The organism is Azoarcus sp. DN11 (assembly GCF_003628555.1).
In the GTDB taxonomy this organism is placed as follows: Bacteria; Pseudomonadota; Gammaproteobacteria; order Burkholderiales; family Rhodocyclaceae; genus Aromatoleum.
In genome coordinates, this window is record NZ_CP021731.1 from 2,290,196 (window position 1) to 2,305,385 (window position 15,190).

Annotated in this window: 17 protein-coding genes; all 17 read left to right on the plus strand. The window is 65.9% G+C overall.

Going from position 1 to position 15,190, the window contains the following annotated elements; genetic code table 11:
- Positions 1 to 40: 40 nt before the first annotated feature.
- Complete coding sequence (locus tag CDA09_RS10420) at positions 41 to 397, plus strand: phenol hydroxylase subunit P4 (RefSeq protein WP_121428559.1); 357 nt, start codon at positions 41 to 43, stop codon at positions 395 to 397.
- 10 nt (positions 398 to 407) lie between these two features.
- Positions 408 to 1,469 (plus strand): NADH:ubiquinone reductase (Na(+)-transporting) subunit F, encoded by a 1,062-nt coding sequence (locus CDA09_RS10425; protein WP_121428560.1) that lies wholly within the window; start codon positions 408 to 410, stop codon positions 1,467 to 1,469.
- A gap of 236 nt (positions 1,470 to 1,705) precedes the next feature.
- A complete protein-coding gene (locus CDA09_RS10430) occupies positions 1,706 to 3,166 on the plus strand; it encodes a 2-hydroxymuconic semialdehyde dehydrogenase (protein WP_121428561.1) in 1,461 nt (486 codons plus the stop codon).
- Between the two features lie 7 nt (positions 3,167 to 3,173).
- Positions 3,174 to 3,971 (plus strand): 2-oxopent-4-enoate hydratase, encoded by a 798-nt coding sequence (gene dmpE, locus CDA09_RS10435; RefSeq protein ID WP_121428562.1) that lies wholly within the window; start codon positions 3,174 to 3,176, stop codon positions 3,969 to 3,971.
- Positions 3,968 to 4,774, plus strand: a complete 807-nt coding sequence (gene dmpH / locus CDA09_RS10440) for a 2-oxo-3-hexenedioate decarboxylase (RefSeq protein WP_121428563.1) — start codon at positions 3,968 to 3,970, stop codon at positions 4,772 to 4,774. The genes dmpE and dmpH overlap by 4 nt, the downstream gene beginning before the upstream one ends.
- A 30-nt stretch (positions 4,775 to 4,804) precedes the next feature.
- Positions 4,805 to 5,032, plus strand: a complete 228-nt coding sequence (locus tag CDA09_RS10445; protein WP_121428564.1) for a tautomerase family protein — start codon at positions 4,805 to 4,807, stop codon at positions 5,030 to 5,032.
- Positions 5,029 to 5,943 (plus strand): acetaldehyde dehydrogenase (acetylating), encoded by a 915-nt coding sequence (locus CDA09_RS10450; protein WP_121428565.1) that lies wholly within the window; start codon positions 5,029 to 5,031, stop codon positions 5,941 to 5,943. The genes CDA09_RS10445 and CDA09_RS10450 overlap by 4 nt, the downstream gene beginning before the upstream one ends.
- The gene (gene dmpG, locus CDA09_RS10455) at positions 5,943 to 7,001 is read left to right on the plus strand and encodes a 4-hydroxy-2-oxovalerate aldolase (protein WP_121428566.1); all 1,059 of its coding nucleotides are present in this window, start codon (positions 5,943 to 5,945) and stop codon (positions 6,999 to 7,001) included. Before CDA09_RS10450 ends, dmpG begins: the two co-directional genes overlap by 1 nt.
- Positions 7,002 to 7,020: 19 nt before the next feature.
- A complete protein-coding gene (locus CDA09_RS10460; RefSeq protein ID WP_121428567.1) occupies positions 7,021 to 7,362 on the plus strand; it encodes a 2Fe-2S iron-sulfur cluster-binding protein in 342 nt (113 codons plus the stop codon).
- A gap of 170 nt (positions 7,363 to 7,532) precedes the next feature.
- The gene (locus CDA09_RS10465; protein WP_121428568.1) at positions 7,533 to 8,660 is read left to right on the plus strand and encodes a PAS domain-containing sensor histidine kinase; all 1,128 of its coding nucleotides are present in this window, start codon (positions 7,533 to 7,535) and stop codon (positions 8,658 to 8,660) included.
- Complete coding sequence (locus CDA09_RS10470) at positions 8,638 to 9,270, plus strand: response regulator (protein WP_121428569.1); 633 nt, start codon at positions 8,638 to 8,640, stop codon at positions 9,268 to 9,270. The genes CDA09_RS10465 and CDA09_RS10470 overlap by 23 nt, the downstream gene beginning before the upstream one ends.
- 382 nt (positions 9,271 to 9,652) lie before the next feature.
- Positions 9,653 to 10,654: a 1,2-phenylacetyl-CoA epoxidase subunit PaaA gene (gene paaA / locus CDA09_RS10475; RefSeq protein ID WP_121428570.1), complete on the plus strand. Its 1,002-nt coding sequence runs from the start codon at positions 9,653 to 9,655 to the stop codon at positions 10,652 to 10,654.
- Positions 10,655 to 10,679: 25 nt separating this feature from the next.
- Complete coding sequence (gene paaB, locus CDA09_RS10480; protein WP_121428571.1) at positions 10,680 to 10,961, plus strand: 1,2-phenylacetyl-CoA epoxidase subunit PaaB; 282 nt, start codon at positions 10,680 to 10,682, stop codon at positions 10,959 to 10,961.
- 21 nt (positions 10,962 to 10,982) lie between these two features.
- Complete coding sequence (gene paaC / locus CDA09_RS10485) at positions 10,983 to 11,738, plus strand: 1,2-phenylacetyl-CoA epoxidase subunit PaaC (RefSeq protein ID WP_121428572.1); 756 nt, start codon at positions 10,983 to 10,985, stop codon at positions 11,736 to 11,738.
- A 22-nt stretch (positions 11,739 to 11,760) separates the two neighbouring features.
- Positions 11,761 to 12,294 carry a 1,2-phenylacetyl-CoA epoxidase subunit PaaD gene (gene paaD / locus CDA09_RS10490; RefSeq protein ID WP_121428573.1) on the plus strand — a complete coding sequence of 178 codons (534 nt, stop codon included), beginning with the start codon at positions 11,761 to 11,763 and terminating at the stop codon, positions 12,292 to 12,294.
- Positions 12,295 to 12,322: 28 nt separating this feature from the next.
- Complete coding sequence (paaE, locus tag CDA09_RS10495) at positions 12,323 to 13,399, plus strand: 1,2-phenylacetyl-CoA epoxidase subunit PaaE (RefSeq protein WP_121428574.1); 1,077 nt, start codon at positions 12,323 to 12,325, stop codon at positions 13,397 to 13,399.
- 78 nt (positions 13,400 to 13,477) lie between these two features.
- Positions 13,478 to 15,139 carry a phenylacetic acid degradation protein PaaN gene (gene paaN, locus CDA09_RS10500; protein WP_121428575.1) on the plus strand — a complete coding sequence of 554 codons (1,662 nt, stop codon included), beginning with the start codon at positions 13,478 to 13,480 and terminating at the stop codon, positions 15,137 to 15,139.
- Positions 15,140 to 15,190 lie beyond the last annotated feature (51 nt).

Below are 15,190 nucleotides of genomic sequence, written 5' to 3' on the forward strand. Positions count from 1 at the left end.
TGCTGCATGCGCGCCGCAGCCCGATCTCAAGGAGACAATCATGACCGTAGCAGCAACCAAGGAATACGTCGGCGTCGCACGCGACCGCGTAGAGAACTTCAACGGCAAGCAGCTGGTGTATGCGAGCTGGGATCACCACCTGCTGTTCGCGGCGCCCTTCCTGCTGTACGCGGCGCCGCAGATGAGCTTCCGCGAGCTGGTCGAAGGGCCGCTGACGGCGCTCGTGCAGCCGGACCCGGACGGCGCCGCGATCGACTGGACGCAGGTCGAGTGGCTGAAGTCCAACCAGCCCTGGACGCCGGACTTCGAGCGCAGCCTCGCGGACAACGGCATCGGCCACAAGGACCAGATCCGCTTCCGCACGCCGAACCTGACGACTCTCGCCGTCGCCGCCTGAGGACAGGGCAATGAGCTACGAGCTGACCATCGAGCCGCTCGGCCAGACGATCCCCATCGAGGAAGGGCAGACCATCCTCGATGCGGCGCTGCGGGCCGGCGTGTACCTGCCGCATGCGTGCTGTCACGGGCTGTGCGCGACCTGCAAGGTGCAGGTCGTCGACGGTGAGGTCGATCACGGCGAGGCGTCGAGCTTCGCGCTGATGGACTTCGAGCGCAACGAGCAGAAGACGCTCGCCTGTTGCGCGACGGCGCAAGGCGACATCGTGATCGAGGCCGAGATCGAGGAGGACCCGGACGCCGAAAACCTGCCGGTCCGTGATTTCACAGGCACCGTGAGCCGCATCGAGACGCTGACGTCGACGATCAAGGGCGTGTGGATCAAGCTCGACGACGCGGAGGGGATGCGCTTCCAGGCGGGGCAGTACATCAACCTGGAGCTGCCCGACGGCATCGGCAGCCGCGCGTTCTCGGTCGCCAGTGCGCCGTCCGGGTCGGGCGAGATCGAGCTCAACATCCGCATCGTTCCGGGCGGGCAGGGCACGCGCTACGTGCATGAAACGATGCGCGTGGGCGAGCGCACGAAGATCTCCGGGCCTTACGGGCGCTTCTTCGTGAAGAAGTCGGCCGACGTGCCGGTGGTCTTCATGGCGGGCGGCTCCGGGCTGTCGAGCCCGCGCTCGATGATCCTGGATCTGCTCGAAGAAGGCTTCGAGCGGCCGATCACGCTGGTGTACGGCCAGCGCACGCGCGAGGAGCTGTATTACCACGACGAATTCCTCGCGCTCGCCGAGCAGCATCCGAACTTCCGCTACGTGCCGGCGCTGTCGCACGAACCGGAAGGCAGCGGCTGGCAGGGCTTCCGTGGCTTCGTGCATGAGGCGGCGAAGCACCACTTCGACAACGACTTCCGCGGACACAAGGCCTATCTGTGCGGCCCGCCGCTGATGATCGACGCGTGCATCACGACGTTGATGCAGGGGCGGCTGTTCGAGCGCGACATCTACACCGAGAAGTTCATCTCGGCGGCGGATGCGCAGCAGGTGCGCAGCCCCTTGTTCAAGGCTATCTGAGCCGCAATTCCTCTCCTCGCGGCTCGGTGTTTGTGCCCGCCCCGAGCGATCGGCGGCGGGCTTTTTTACGCGTTCAGAGTAGGCGGGTGGTTGGGTAAATAGATACCGAAAAGGTATTGAACGTCAGAAATAAAGGTATTGGACGGTATATCTGGCCGTTCATAGACTGGTCCTCAAGCGCGGAATGCAGCGAGCACGACGCGAACGGATAACAGCGACAAGGAGCGAGGGTGACCATGCGTCAGATTCAGAATTTCATCGGCGGCGAGTTCCTGGCCGCCGCGAGTGGCAAGCGCTTCGACAAGCGTTCGCCGCTCGACAACCGCGTGATCGCGTCGATCGCCGAAGCCGGCCGGGCCGAAGTCGACGCCGCGGTGAGCGCCGCGCGCGCCGCATTGCACGGCGAGTGGGGCGGCCTGACGACCGAGCAGCGCGTCGAGCTGCTGTACGGCGTGGCCAACGAGATCACGCGCCGCTTCGAGGATTTCGTCGAGGCGGAGATGGCCGACACCGGCCAGCCGCGTCACGTCATGACCAGCGCGTTCATCCCGCGCGGCGCGGCCAACTTCAAGGTGTTCGCCGACGTGGTCAAGAACGTGCCGAACGAGTCCTTCCAGATGGCGACGCCGGACGGCCGCGGCGCGCTGAACTACGGCATCCGCGTGCCCAAGGGCGTGATCGGCGTGATCTGCCCGTGGAACGCGCCTTTCATGCTGATGACCTGGAAGGTGGGTCCGGCGCTGGCCTGCGGCAACACGGTCGTCGTGAAGCCGTCGGAGGAGTCGCCGCACACGGCGACGCTGCTCGGCGAAGTGATGAATGCGGTGGGCGTGCCCAAGGGTGTCTACAACGTCGTGCATGGCTTCGGGCCCGACTCGGCGGGTGAGTTCCTGACGCAGAACCGCGGCGTCGACGCGATCACCTTCACCGGCGAGACGCGCACCGGCGCGGCGATCATGAAGGCGGCGTCCGAAGGCATGCGTGACGTGTCCTTCGAGCTCGGCGGCAAGAACGCCGGCATCGTGTTCGCGGATGCGGATTTCGATGCGGCGGTCGACGGCATCTTCCGCTCGGCCTTCCTCAACTCCGGCCAGGTCTGTCTCGGCACCGAGCGCGTGTATGTCGAGCGCCCGATCTTCGAGCGCTTCGTGCAGGCGCTGAAGGAGAAGGCGGAAGGCGTGAAGTTCGGACGTCCCGACGACCACGATGCGAATTACGGCCCGCTGATCAGCCAGGAGCACCGCCAGAAGGTGCTGTCGTACTACCGCAAGGCGGTCGAGGAGGGCGCCACCGTCGTGACCGGCGGAGGCGTGCCGCAGATGCCGGGCGCGCTCGCCGAAGGCGCGTGGGTCGAGCCGACGATCTGGACCGGGCTGCCCGACGACGCGGCGGTCGTGCGCGAGGAGATCTTCGGGCCCTGCTGCCACATCCGCCCGTTCGACAGCGAGAACGAAGTCGTCGCGCTGGCGAACGACACCGAATACGGCCTCTCGACGACGATCTGGACGACGAACCTCGCGCGTGCGCATCGCGTCGCGGCACGCGTCGAAGTCGGCATCACCTGGGTGAATAGCTGGTTCCTGCGCGATCTCCGTACCGCGTTCGGCGGATCCAAGCAGTCCGGCATCGGCCGCGAAGGGGGCGTCCATTCGCTCGAGTTCTATACGGAAACGCGCAACGTTTGCGTGAAGCTCTGAGGCAAACATGAACGAAGAAAAGATCAGGCAATACGGCGACGAGCTCTTCGACGCCTGGCGCGAGCGTCGCACGCTGCAGCCGCTGCTGGAGCGCGAGCCGGACATCACGCTCGACGACGCCTACCGCATCCAGCTGCGCTACATCGAGCGCCGTGTTCAGGCGGGCGAAAAGATTGTCGGCAAGAAGATCGGCGTGACGAGCAAGCCGGTGCAGGACTTCCTCGGCGTGTTCCAGCCGGATTTTGGTCAGCTCACGTCCGGCATGGTGTACCAGGAAGGCGACGTCATCGACCTCGGCTCGCTGATCCAGCCCAAGGCCGAAGCCGAACTCGCCTTCGTGCTCAAGCACGACCTGCAGGGCCCGGGCGTGACGGCGATGGACGTGATCCGCGCGACCGACTACGTCGTGCCCTGCTTCGAGATCGTCGATTCGCGCATCACCGACTGGAAGATCCGCATCCAGGACACGGTCGCCGACAACGCGTCCTGCGGCGTGTATGTGCTCGGCAAGACCAAGGGCGACCCGAGGAAGCTCGACATCACGCTTGCCGGCATGGTGCTGGAGAAGAACGGCGAGCTGCATTCGACCGGCGTCGGCGCGGCGGTGCAGGGCTCGCCCGCAAACGCGGTCGCGTGGCTCGCGAACACGCTGGGCGAGCTCGGCATCCCGTTCAAGGCCGGCGAAGTGATCCTGTCGGGATCGCAGTCCCCGCTGGTGACCGTCGTCGATGGCGACGAACTCGTGTGTACCGTCGGCGGCCTGGGTAGCTGCCGCGTGAAATTTGCCGGAAGGAGCGCGGTATGAGCCGGAACAATGAACTGACGCTGTCGCGCGAGGACGTCGTGCGCCTGTGCGAGCGGGTCGAAGGCGCCCAGCGCGGCGCGTACGCGATCCCGAAGCTGACCGACGAATACCCGGCGATGACGATTGCTGACGGCTACGCCGTGCAGAGCGAACTGCGCCGGCGCTACCTCGCGCAGGGCCATCGGCTGGTCGGCTGGAAGGCGGGCCTCACGTCGAAGGCGAAAATGCAGCAGATGGGTGTCGATGTCCCCTCGATCGGCTTCCTCACCGACCGCATGGCGCGGCCCGAGAGCAGCGCGATCGCGACGGCCGACCTCGTGCATCCGCGCGTCGAGTGCGAAGTCGCCTTCGTGATGAAGAAGGACCTGCAGGGACCGGGCTGCACCCGCGAGGACGTGCTGGACGCGACCGACTACGTGCTGCCCGCGGTCGAGATCATCGATTCGCGCTACTCCGGCTTCAAGTTCGACCTCGCCAGCGTGATCGCCGACAACGGTTCGTCCGCGCGCTTCGTCGGCGGCGGCCGCGCCCGCTACGTCGAGGACCTCGACCTGCGCACGCTCGGCGTTGTGATGGAAAAGAACGGCGAGATCGTGACGATGGGCGCCTCGGCGGCCGTGCTCGGTCATCCGGCCGAGGCGATCGCGATGCTGGTGAACATCCTCGCCGACATGGACGAAGGCTTGCCTGCCGGCAGCTTCGTCATGAGCGGCGGCATCACCGAAGCCATCTCCGTGAAGCCGGGCGACAGCATCGTCGCGCGCTTCCAGGAACTCGGCAGCGTGTCGATGCGCTTCGTCTGACCCCCGACCCCCATAAATACAGAGAAAACCATGCCCATCATCGAAATGCATCTCGCGGAGGGACGCACGGCCGAGCAGAAGCGCAAGGTCGCGAACGCCGTCACCGAAGCCGTCATCCAGGCGCTCGGCGTGAAGTCCGAGGCCGTGCGCGTCCTGATCACCGAACACGGCAACGAGGAGTTCTACGTTGCCGGCGAAACCCTGGCGGAGCGTGCCGAACGGCAGCGCGTCGCCGCAATCGTGGAGCAAGGCCAATGAAGAAGATCAAGTGCGCCCTGATCGGGTCCGGCAACATCGGCACGGACCTGATCTACAAGATCAAGCGCAGCCCGGTGCTGGAACCGGTGTGGATGGTCGGCATCGACCCGGAGTCCGAAGGTCTCGCGCGGGCCCGTGAAATGGGGCTCAAGACCACCGCGGAAGGCGTCGATGGCCTGCTGCCGCACGTCGAGGCGGACGGCATCCAGATCGCCTTCGACGCGACCAGCGCCTACGTGCATGCCGAGAACAGCCGCAAGCTCAACGAGCTCGGCGTGATGATGATCGACCTCACGCCGGCGGCGATCGGGCCGCTGTGCGTGCCGCCGGTGAACCTTCGCGAGCACGCCGACAAGCTCGCGATGAACGTGAACATGATCTCGTGCGCCGGCCAGGCGACGATCCCGGTCGTGAATGCCGTGTCGCGCATCCAGAGCGTCGAATACGCCGAGATCGTCGCGAGTCTCGCGTCGAAGTCGGTCGGCCCCGGCACCCGCGCCAACCTCGACGAGTTCACCTACACGACCTCGAACGCAATCTGCAAGGTCGGCGGCGCCCGCCGCGGCAAGGCGCTGTGCATCATCAACCCGGCCGAGCCGTCGATGATCATGCGCAACACGATCTACTGCCTGACCGACGACGAGCCTGACCATGCGCGCATCACCGAGTCGATCCTGCAGATGATCGGCGAAGTGCAGAAGTACGTGCCGGGCTACAAGCTCGTCAATGGCCCGATCTTCGACGGCAACAAGGTGTCCGTCTTCCTCGAAGTCGCCGGACTCGGCGACTACCTGCCCAAGTACGCCGGCAACCTCGACATCATGACCGCGGCCGCGACGCGCACCGCCGAGATGTTCGCCGAGGAGATCCTCGCCGGAAAGATCCAGTTGAAAGCCGCGGAGACCGTGTGATGAGCCAGACTTCTTCCAGCCTCAAGGGCCGCAAGGTCATCCTGCATGACATGTGCCTGCGCGACGGCATGCACGCGAAGCGCGAGCAGATCAGCGTCGAGCAGATGGTGAAAGTCGCCACCGCGCTCGACGATGCCGGCATCCCCTATATTCAAGTCACGCACGGCGCGGGCCTCGGCGGCAACTCGCTGCAGCACGGCTTCGCGATGGCGCCGAACGAGGAATACATCTCGGCCGTTGCATCGCGCATGAAGCAGGCCAAGGTGTCGGTGCTGCTGATTCCCGGCCTCGGCACGATGAAGGAACTGCAGGCCGCCTACGACGCGGGCGCGCGTAGCGTGCATGTGGCGACCCATTGCACCGAAGCGGATACCTCGCCGCAGCACATCGCTTACGCACGCAAGCTCGGCATGGACACCACCGGCTTCCTGATGATGTCGCACCTCAACGACGCGGCCGGCATCGCGCAGCAGGGCAAGCTGATGGAGTCCTACGGCGCGCAGACGATCTACGTCACCGACTCCGCGGGCTACATGCTGCCCGAGGACGTCAAGGCGCGCTTCGCCGCGCTGCGCGAGGTGCTGAAGCCGGAGACGGAAATCGGCTTCCACGGCCACCACAACCTCGGGATGGGCATCGCCAATTCGATCGCCGCGATCGAGGCGGGCGCGAGTCGCATCGACGGATCGGTCGCGGGCCTGGGCGCGGGCGCGGGCAACACGCCGCTCGAAGTCTTCGCCGCGGTGTGCGAGCGCATGGGCATCGAGACCGGCGTGGATCTCTTCAAGATCATGGACGTCGCCGAGGACGTCATCGTGCCGATGATGGACCACATCGTCCGCGTCGATCGCGAATCGCTGACCCTCGGTTTCGCGGGCGTCTATTCGACCTTCCTTCTGCACTCGAAACGGGCGGCCGAGCGCTTCGGCGTGCCGGCGCGCGACATCCTGGTCGAGCTGGGCCGCAAGAAGATGATCGGCGGCCAGGAAGACATGATTCAGGACACCGCGATGACGATGGCGAAGGAACGCGGGCTGCTGCAGGACGTGGCAGCCTGAGGCGGAAGGCGGACGCGTCGTGAAGTTCGCCATCACCATCGAAGACACGTCGGAGCGCTATGACTGCGCGCCCGACGAGTCGCTCCTCGCCGGCATGGTCCGCCTCGGCCGGCGGGGGATTCCCGCCGGCTGCTGCGGCGGGGGCTGCGGCGTGTGCAAGGTCGAGATCACCGCGGGTGCTTTCGAAGCGCGCGCGATGAGCCGCGATCACGTCAGCGCCGCGGAGCAGGCGGAAGGGCGCGTGCTCGCCTGCCGGGTTTATCCACGCAGCGATGTGACCTTGCGCGTGTTGGGCAAGATGCAGAAGACGGTGTGCGGCAAGAAGGTCGTCGAGCAGGCTGAACGCCGTGCCCCCTCCTGAGTCGTGGCGCCCAAACCAGGCGGAGAGCCGCTCAGGTTGAGCCTGCACCGAAGGCGTTCGTAACCAACCCCGCCGAGTGCCTGCCCGGGGGCGAAGGCGGACCACGCGATACTCATGGTCTGGCGCACGGATCCATTGACGTCCCGCGGCAGGAAATGTTTGGATAGGCCATGGACCAGCCTGCACCTTCCATGGACGCTTCTCCTCCGTCCCCTGAACGCCCCGAAATCGAGTTCCGCGACATCCCCTTTCAGGGAATCATCGAGCAGTCGCTGGCGGGCGTGTACCTGGTGTTCGACGAACGCTTCCAGTACGTGAACTCGACCTTCGCGGCAATGTTCGGCTATACGCGCGAAGAATTCGTCGGCACCTCGATCCGGGAGCTCGTTCTGCCGGACTTTGTCGGCGAGGCGATGGAGTACTACCGGCTCCGCGTGTACGAGGGCGTGCCGTCAATCCGCTATTTCACCCGATGCCGGCATCGGGACGGGCATGTCGTGCATATCGAGGTGCATGGTTCGCGGGTCGACTATCATGGCCAGCCGGCCCTGGCGGGCGTGGTGATCGACGTCAGCGAGCGCGTGCGGCGGGACATGGACCTGCATCGGTCGCGCCGACGGTTGCGGGAACTCGCGTCCTATATCAACAGCTCGCGGGAAGAGCTGCGCGGGCAACTGGCGCGCGAGGTGCATGATGTACTGGGCGGCATGCTCAGTTCGATCAAGCTCGATGTCTTCCGCATCCAGCGCCGATCGACCGACCCCGCCTTGGCGGAGATCCATGAGATCGCTGACGAACTCCTGCCGCTGATCCAGGACACCATCGACACGGCGCGGCAGATTTCCGACGAGCTGCGGCCGCGGATGCTCGACACGCTCGGCCTGGTGGCGGCGATCCGGAGCGAGCTGCAGGCATTCGGGCGGCGCAACGAGGTCGTCGTCGGATTCTCGGTGGTGGGAAGGGAACCCGAACTTTCGGCGGAAACCGCGACGCAGTGCTTCCGGGTGTTCCAGGAGGCATTGACGAATATCGGACGGCACGCGCAGGCGGAAACGGTGGAAGTGCAGGTGAACTGCAGGGATGGCCGCTTCGAGCTGCAGGTCCGCGACGACGGGAAGGGGATCGACCGGCCTTCGATGCGGGAGGGCTCGATCGGGATGTTGAGCATGGCCGAACGCGCGCGCAATGTCGGCGGTTCGCTGTATGTACATGCGCGCGCCGGGGGTGGAACAGTCGTGCTTCTGGCGGTACCGGGTCATATGGGGCGACGTGGCAATGATCGAACTGCTGATCGTTGATGATCATACGATCTTCCGCTCGGGCCTGAGGCGGATGCTCTCGGACGAGGCGGACATCCACGTCGCGGACGAGGCGAGCGACGGGGCCGGCGCGCTTGCGAAGATACGCAGCGGCAAGTTCGATGTCGTGCTGATGGATATCAACATGGCGGGCCGCAGCGGCCTCGACACGCTCGAATCGATCCGCGCCGAGCGGCCCGAGCTGCCGGTCATCATGCTGTCGATGTATCCGGAGGAGCAGTACGCGGTGCTCGCGCTGCGGGCGCGTGCGAATGCCTACCTGTCGAAGGACGTCGAGCCGCAGGAGTTGTTGACCGCGATCCGGCACGTGGTCGGGGGAGGGCGCTACGTCTCGCCGCGCAGTGCCGCGAATCTGCTGATGCAGATGGATCGCGCGCGCGAAGGCGCGCCGCACGAGAAGCTCACCGCGCGCGAGATGCAGGTGATGATGAAGATCGTGCGCGGCATGTCGCTCACCGACGTGGGCGTGCAGATGTGCCTGTCGGTGAAGACCGTGAGCACGTACCGCGTCCGCATCCTCGAGAAGCTCGGGCTCGCGAGCAACGCCGAGCTCGTGCAGTACGCGATGCGCAACGGCCTGCTGGACTGACTGCGCCCCGGTACGCGCGCTCCGCGAATCGGACTGCGACCGACTCCAACGGGCGGCGTTCGCCGTTCCGAATCTCGGCCAGGAATGCGCCAAAACTGATCCAAAATACACGTTCGTGTGCGGATGAGTTTGTATCACAAGCACTTGCGGATTGCCGTAACGTGCTTGCCACATAAGGCTTTTGGCGCCTACCGTCCTTCTGCTGCACGCAATCAGAAAATTCCTACAAGAGGTCGAGAACACGCCGACATTCCGACCCGGGCGGCTCCCCTAGGATTCGATCCAACGCGCGACTGTCATGAGTCATCAGCGACAGATCAAGCGCGAGGATACGTATCACGTCTGACGACGGATGCACGAACCCGACGAGAGGAGGAACGGAATGTACGCCCAGATGGTGGACACGGGGATGAAGCGGGTGCAGGGGCTCGACGAGATGTCGGCCGAGGAGCGCGCCTTCCAGGAGAAGATCGACGCGGGGATCAAGATCGAGGCCAAGGACTGGATGCCGGAAGGCTACCGCCGCACCTTGATCCGCCAGATCTCGCAGCACGCGCACTCGGAGATCGTCGGCCAGCTGCCCGAAGGCAACTGGGTCACGCGCGCGCCGAGCTTGAAGCGCAAGGCGATCCTGCTGGCGAAGATCCAGGACGAGGCGGGCCACGGCCTGTACCTCTACAGCGCCGCCGAGACGCTCGGCGTGACGCGCGACCAGGTCTATGCCGACCTGCTGTCGGGCAAGGTGAAGTACTCCAGCATCTTCAATTACCCGACCACCAACTGGGCCGACATCGGCACGGTCGGCTGGCTGGTCGACGGCGCGGCGATCATGAACCAGATCCCGCTGTGCCGCTGCTCCTACGGCCCGTACTCGCGGGCGATGGTGCGCGTGTGCAAGGAGGAATCCTTCCACCAGCGCCAGGGCTACGACCTCGTGATGGCGATGGCGAAGGGCACGCCGGAACAGAAGGCGACGGCGCAGGACGCGCTGAACCGCTGGTGGTGGCCGGCGCTGATGATGTTCGGGCCATCGGATGGCGAGTCCGTGCATAGCGCGCAGTCGATGCAGTGGAAGATCAAGATCCTGTCGAACGACGAGCTGCGCCAGAAGTTCGTCGACCAGACCGTGCCGCAGGCCGAATACCTGGGCCTGACGATCCCCGATCCCGACCTGAAGTGGAACGAGGACACCGGCCACTACGACTTCGGCGGGATCGACTGGGAGGAGTTCCGCCAGGTCGTCGCCGGCAACGGCCCCTGCAACCGCGACCGCCTGCGCACCCGCGTGAAGGCCTGGGAAGACGGGGCATGGTTCCGCGACGCGCTGCTCGCCCACGCCGAGAAGAAATCCGAAAGACAAGTCGCGACCGCCAAGGCCGCCTGATAACGAGATCGAGAGGAGAAGAGAAATGAAGGAATGGCCCCTTTGGGAAGTGTTCATCCGCAGCCAGCACGGCCTCGCCCACAAGCACGTCGGCAGCCTGCATGCGCCGGATGCCGAGATGGCGATCAACAACGCGCGCGACGTCTACACGCGCCGCAATGAAGGCCTGTCGATCTGGGTCGTGCCCGCCGGCGAAGTGACCGCGAGCAGCCCGGCCGACAAGGATGCGCTGTTCGAGCCCGCGAACAACAAGATCTACCGCCACCCGACCTTCTTCCCGGTGCCGGAAGAAGTGAAGCACATGTGACCGGCAGGAACGGAGACCGACATGCTGCTCGATGACAAATACATCTACCTGCTGCGCCTCGGCGACAACGCGCTGGTGCTGTCGCAGCGCCTTTCCGAATGGTGCGGCAAGGGTCCCGCCTTCGAGGAGGACATGGCGCTGACCAACACCGCGCTCGACCTGATCGGTCAGGCGCGGATGTGGCTGTCCTACGCCGGCGAGGTCGAAGGGCGCGGCCGCGACGAGGACGCGCTGGCCTTCCGCCGCGACGCCCACGAGTTCACCAACCTGCTGCTGGTCGAGCAGCCGAACGGCGACTACGCGCAGACGCTGGTGCGCCAGTTCTTCTTCGACGCGTGGCATCACCTGGTGCTCGATGCGCTGATGCGCTCGGCCGACGACCGCATCGCCGACATCGCGTCGAAGGCGATCAAGGAAGTGGCCTACCACCTGCGCCGCAGCAGTGACCTGGTCGTGCGCCTGGGCGATGGCAGCGCGGAGAGCCGCCGCCGCATGCAGGACGCGGTCGACGCGCTGTGGATGTTCACCGGCGAGATGTTCAAGGCCGACGAGACGGAGGAGCTGCTCGGCGCGCAGGGCCTGGCCTGCGATCCCTCGACGCTGAAGGACGCGTGGCTGGCGATGGTGCGCGAGGTGTTCGCGGAAGCGACGCTGACGGTGCCGGACGGCGAATGGATGCAGAAGGGCGGCAAGCAGGGCCGGCACGGCGAACACCTGGGCCTGCTGCTGGCCGAGATGCAGTTCCTGCAGCGCGCCTATCCGAACGCAACCTGGTGACAACGTGGTAAGTGAGGCAGCGATGGGCAGCTTGCGCGAACGCAGCGAGAGGGTGTGGGGCTGGCTGGCCGATGTGCCCGATCCCGAAATCCCGGTCATTTCCATCGTCGATCTGGGGATCGTGAGGGAGGTGAACTGGCACGACGATCCGGCCGGGGCGGTGTGCGAAGTGGTGATCACACCGACCTATTCGGGATGCCCGGCGACGGAAGTGATCGGCCGCTCCATCGAGGAAGCGCTGCGCGAGCGGGGGGTGGAGCGGGTGCGGCTGGAAAGCCGCATCGCTCCGGCCTGGACCACGGACTGGCTGACGAGCGAGGGACGCCGGAAGTTGAGCGAATACGGAATCGCGCCTCCGGCATGCCGCGCCGACGGACGCCAGGTGATCGACATCAGCGGGTTGCGCCGGCGTTCGTCCGAGGACGCTCCCGCCGCATGTCCGCACTGCGGCTCCGCGCACACCGAGCCGATCAGCCGCCATGGTTCGACCCCGTGCAAGGCGCTTCATCGCTGCCTCGACTGCCGCGAGCCGTTCGACTACTTCAAGTGCCACTGAGAAAGGCACTCCGAGAGGAGCAAGAGACATGAGCAAGTTCCACGATATCCGGGTCGCCAGCGTGCGTCCCGAGACCCGCGACGCGATCGTCGTCACCTTCGACGTGCCGCCTTCGCTGGCGGATGCGTTCCACTACACCCCCGGCCAGCACCTGACGCTGCGCACCGAGATCGGCGGCGAGGACGTGCGCCGCTCGTACTCGATCTGTTCGGGGGCCGGCGAGCGTGAACTGCGCGTCGCGATCAAGCGCGTGCATGGCGGCCTGTTCTCGAACTGGGCGAACGACTTCCTGAAGCCGGGCGTGAGCGTGCAGGTGATGCCGCCTTCCGGCCACTTTGGCATGGCGCCCGACGCGAACGTCGCGCGCCGCTACGTCGGCTTCGCAGCCGGCAGCGGGATCACGCCGATCCTGTCGCTGGTGAAGACGCTGCTCGCCGGTGAGCCCGGCAGCCGCTTCACGCTGGTCTATGGCAACCGTTCGTCGTCGAGCGTGATGTTCCGCGAAGAACTCGCCGACCTGAAGGACCAGTACGGCGAGCGACTGAACCTGGTGCACGTGCTGTCCCGTGAGCAGCAGGACATCGACCTCTTCAACGGCCGCATCGACCGCGAGCGCTGCGACGCGTTGCTGGCGCAGTGGATCGACCCGAAGCGCATCGACATGGCCTTCATCTGCGGGCCGATGGACATGATGGAAGCGGTGTCGGCGTCGCTGCAGGCGCATGGCATCGAGAAGGCGGCGATCAAGATGGAGCTCTTCGCGACGAGCCTGCCGAAAGGTCCGCGCCCGGCGCACGACCACGCCGTGAAGGGCGCCGAGGAGTGCGAGGTCACCGTGATCCAGGACGGCCGCGTGCGTCAATTCACGATGCCGAAGAACCGCGAATCGGTGCTCGACGCCGGCCTCGCGCAGGGCATCGAGATGCCGTACTCGTGCAAGGGCGGCGTGTGCTCGACCTGCCGCTGCAAGGTCATCGACGGCGAGGTCGATCACGACACCAACTTCGCGTTGGAAGACTACGAGATCGCCCGCGGCTTCCGCCTGTCGTGCCAGAGCTATCCGGTCACGGACAAGCTGGTGCTGGATTTCGACCAGGAAACCTGAGCCATCGCCTGATGCATCACCGGCAGCGATCCGAAAGAGATCGCGCCGGCTCCCAAGCCCCCTAGAGAGAGAACCGACATGACCCACCCGATGTTTGCGCGCCATCAGGCGATGCTCGATACCGCCGTCCAGGCCGTTGCCGATCGCGGCTACTGGAGCCCGTTCTCCGAAATGCCCAGCCCGAAGGTGTATGGCGAGAACGCGATGGCCGAAGGCCGCGCCGCCTTCGACGCGTACTGCGGCACCGACTTCCAGCTCGACCAGCCGGGCTGCACCGGCACCGCGGGCGCCGAGCGCTCGCCCTACGGCGTGCCGATGAACATCCGCTATCCGCGTTGCAGCGGCGAGGCGCTGATCGAGGCCTCGCAGGCCGCACGCGAGTCGCTGCAGGCGCTCGGCCCCCAGGGTCGCGTCGGCGCGCTGCTCGAAGCCCTGGTCCGCCTGAACCAGCGTAGCTTCGAGATCGCCCACGCCGTGATGTTCACGACCGGCCAGGGCTGGATGATGGCTTTCCAGGCCGGCGCGGCGCATGCGCAGGACCGCGCGCTCGAAGCCGTCGCCTATGCGTGGCGCGAGATGTCGGCGATTCCCGCCGAAGCGCACTGGGAAAAGCCGCAGGGCAAGAACCCGGCGCTGGTGATGAAGAAGCGCTACGAGATTGTTGGCCGCGGCACGGCGCTGGTGATCGGCTGCGGCACCTTCCCGACCTGGAACACCTACCCGGGCCTGTTCGCGGCGCTCGCGACCGGCAACCCGGTGATCGTGAAGCCGCACCGCAACGCGATCCTGCCGGCGGCGATCACCGTGCGCGTGCTGCGCGAAGTGCTCGCCGAAGCGGGCGCGGACCCCAATGCCGTGCTGCTCGCGGTCGATGATTCGCGCGAACTGACGCGCTTCCTCGCGACGCACAAGGCCGTAAAGTCGATCGACTTCACCGGCAGCAACACTTTCGGCAACTGGCTGATCGAGAACTGCCGCCAGGCGCAGGTGTATGCCGAGCTCGCCGGCGTGAACAACGTCGTCATCGAATCGACCGACGACTACAAGGGCATGCTGCGCAACCTCGCCTTCACGCTGTCGCTGTACTCGGGCCAGATGTGCACGACGACGCAGGCGATCCTCGTGCCGGCGAACGGCATCGATACGGACCAGGGCCACAAGAGCTTCGACGAGGTCGCCGCCGACCTGGGGCGTTCGATCGAGAAGCTGCTGGGCGATCCGGCCGTCGCCGCCGCCGTGCTGGGCTGCATCCAGTCGTCCGACACGCTGGGTCGGCTCGATGAAGCCTCGCGCTGGGGCGAAGTCGTGCTGGCGTCGAAGCCGGTCGCGCATCCCGATTTTGCCGAGGCGTGCGTGCGGACGCCGGTGCTGCTGAAGTGCGACGCCGCCGACGAAGCGGCCTACATGGAAGAGCGCTTCGGCCCGATCGCCTTCGTCGTGCGCACCACCGATGCCGCCGCCGCGGTGGCGCTGTCCGAGCGCATCACGACCGAACACGGCGCGCTGACCGTGGGCACCTATAGCAGCAAGCCGGAGTTCGTGCAGCAGGTGATCGCCGCGACGCAGCGCGCAGGCGTGGCGCTGTCGCTGAACCTGACCGGCGGCGTCTATGTGAACCAGTCTGCGGCGTTCTCGGATTACCACGGCACGGGTGCGAATCCGTCGGCGAATGCGAGCTATTCGAACAGCGCCTTTGTCGCGAACCGCTTCCGCGTGATCCAGCACCGGTTTGCGGTCTGAGCGCCGAGCTCTCCTTGATATTGAACCGGCACGCCCGTTCGCCTTGAGCTT

Bases quoted from the DNA above. Each gene is read 5' to 3' on its own strand.
- CDA09_RS10420 (WP_121428559.1), top strand. From the start codon at position 41: ATGACCGTAGCAGCAACCAAGGAATACGTCGGCGTCGCACGCGACCGC.
- CDA09_RS10425 (WP_121428560.1), top strand. From the start codon at position 408: ATGAGCTACGAGCTGACCATCGAGCCGCTCGGCCAGACGATCCCCATC.
- CDA09_RS10430 (WP_121428561.1), top strand. From the start codon at position 1,706: ATGCGTCAGATTCAGAATTTCATCGGCGGCGAGTTCCTGGCCGCCGCG.
- dmpE (WP_121428562.1), top strand. From the start codon at position 3,174: ATGAACGAAGAAAAGATCAGGCAATACGGCGACGAGCTCTTCGACGCC.
- dmpH (WP_121428563.1), top strand. From the start codon at position 3,968: ATGAGCCGGAACAATGAACTGACGCTGTCGCGCGAGGACGTCGTGCGC.
- CDA09_RS10445 (WP_121428564.1), top strand. From the start codon at position 4,805: ATGCCCATCATCGAAATGCATCTCGCGGAGGGACGCACGGCCGAGCAG.
- CDA09_RS10450 (WP_121428565.1), top strand. From the start codon at position 5,029: ATGAAGAAGATCAAGTGCGCCCTGATCGGGTCCGGCAACATCGGCACG.
- dmpG (WP_121428566.1), top strand. From the start codon at position 5,943: ATGAGCCAGACTTCTTCCAGCCTCAAGGGCCGCAAGGTCATCCTGCAT.
- CDA09_RS10465 (WP_121428568.1), top strand. From the start codon at position 7,533: ATGGACCAGCCTGCACCTTCCATGGACGCTTCTCCTCCGTCCCCTGAA.
- CDA09_RS10470 (WP_121428569.1), top strand. From the start codon at position 8,638: ATGATCGAACTGCTGATCGTTGATGATCATACGATCTTCCGCTCGGGC.
- paaA (WP_121428570.1), top strand. From the start codon at position 9,653: ATGTACGCCCAGATGGTGGACACGGGGATGAAGCGGGTGCAGGGGCTC.
- paaB (WP_121428571.1), top strand. From the start codon at position 10,680: ATGAAGGAATGGCCCCTTTGGGAAGTGTTCATCCGCAGCCAGCACGGC.
- paaC (WP_121428572.1), top strand. From the start codon at position 10,983: ATGCTGCTCGATGACAAATACATCTACCTGCTGCGCCTCGGCGACAAC.
- paaD (WP_121428573.1), top strand. From the start codon at position 11,761: ATGGGCAGCTTGCGCGAACGCAGCGAGAGGGTGTGGGGCTGGCTGGCC.
- paaE (WP_121428574.1), top strand. From the start codon at position 12,323: ATGAGCAAGTTCCACGATATCCGGGTCGCCAGCGTGCGTCCCGAGACC.
- paaN (WP_121428575.1), top strand. From the start codon at position 13,478: ATGACCCACCCGATGTTTGCGCGCCATCAGGCGATGCTCGATACCGCC.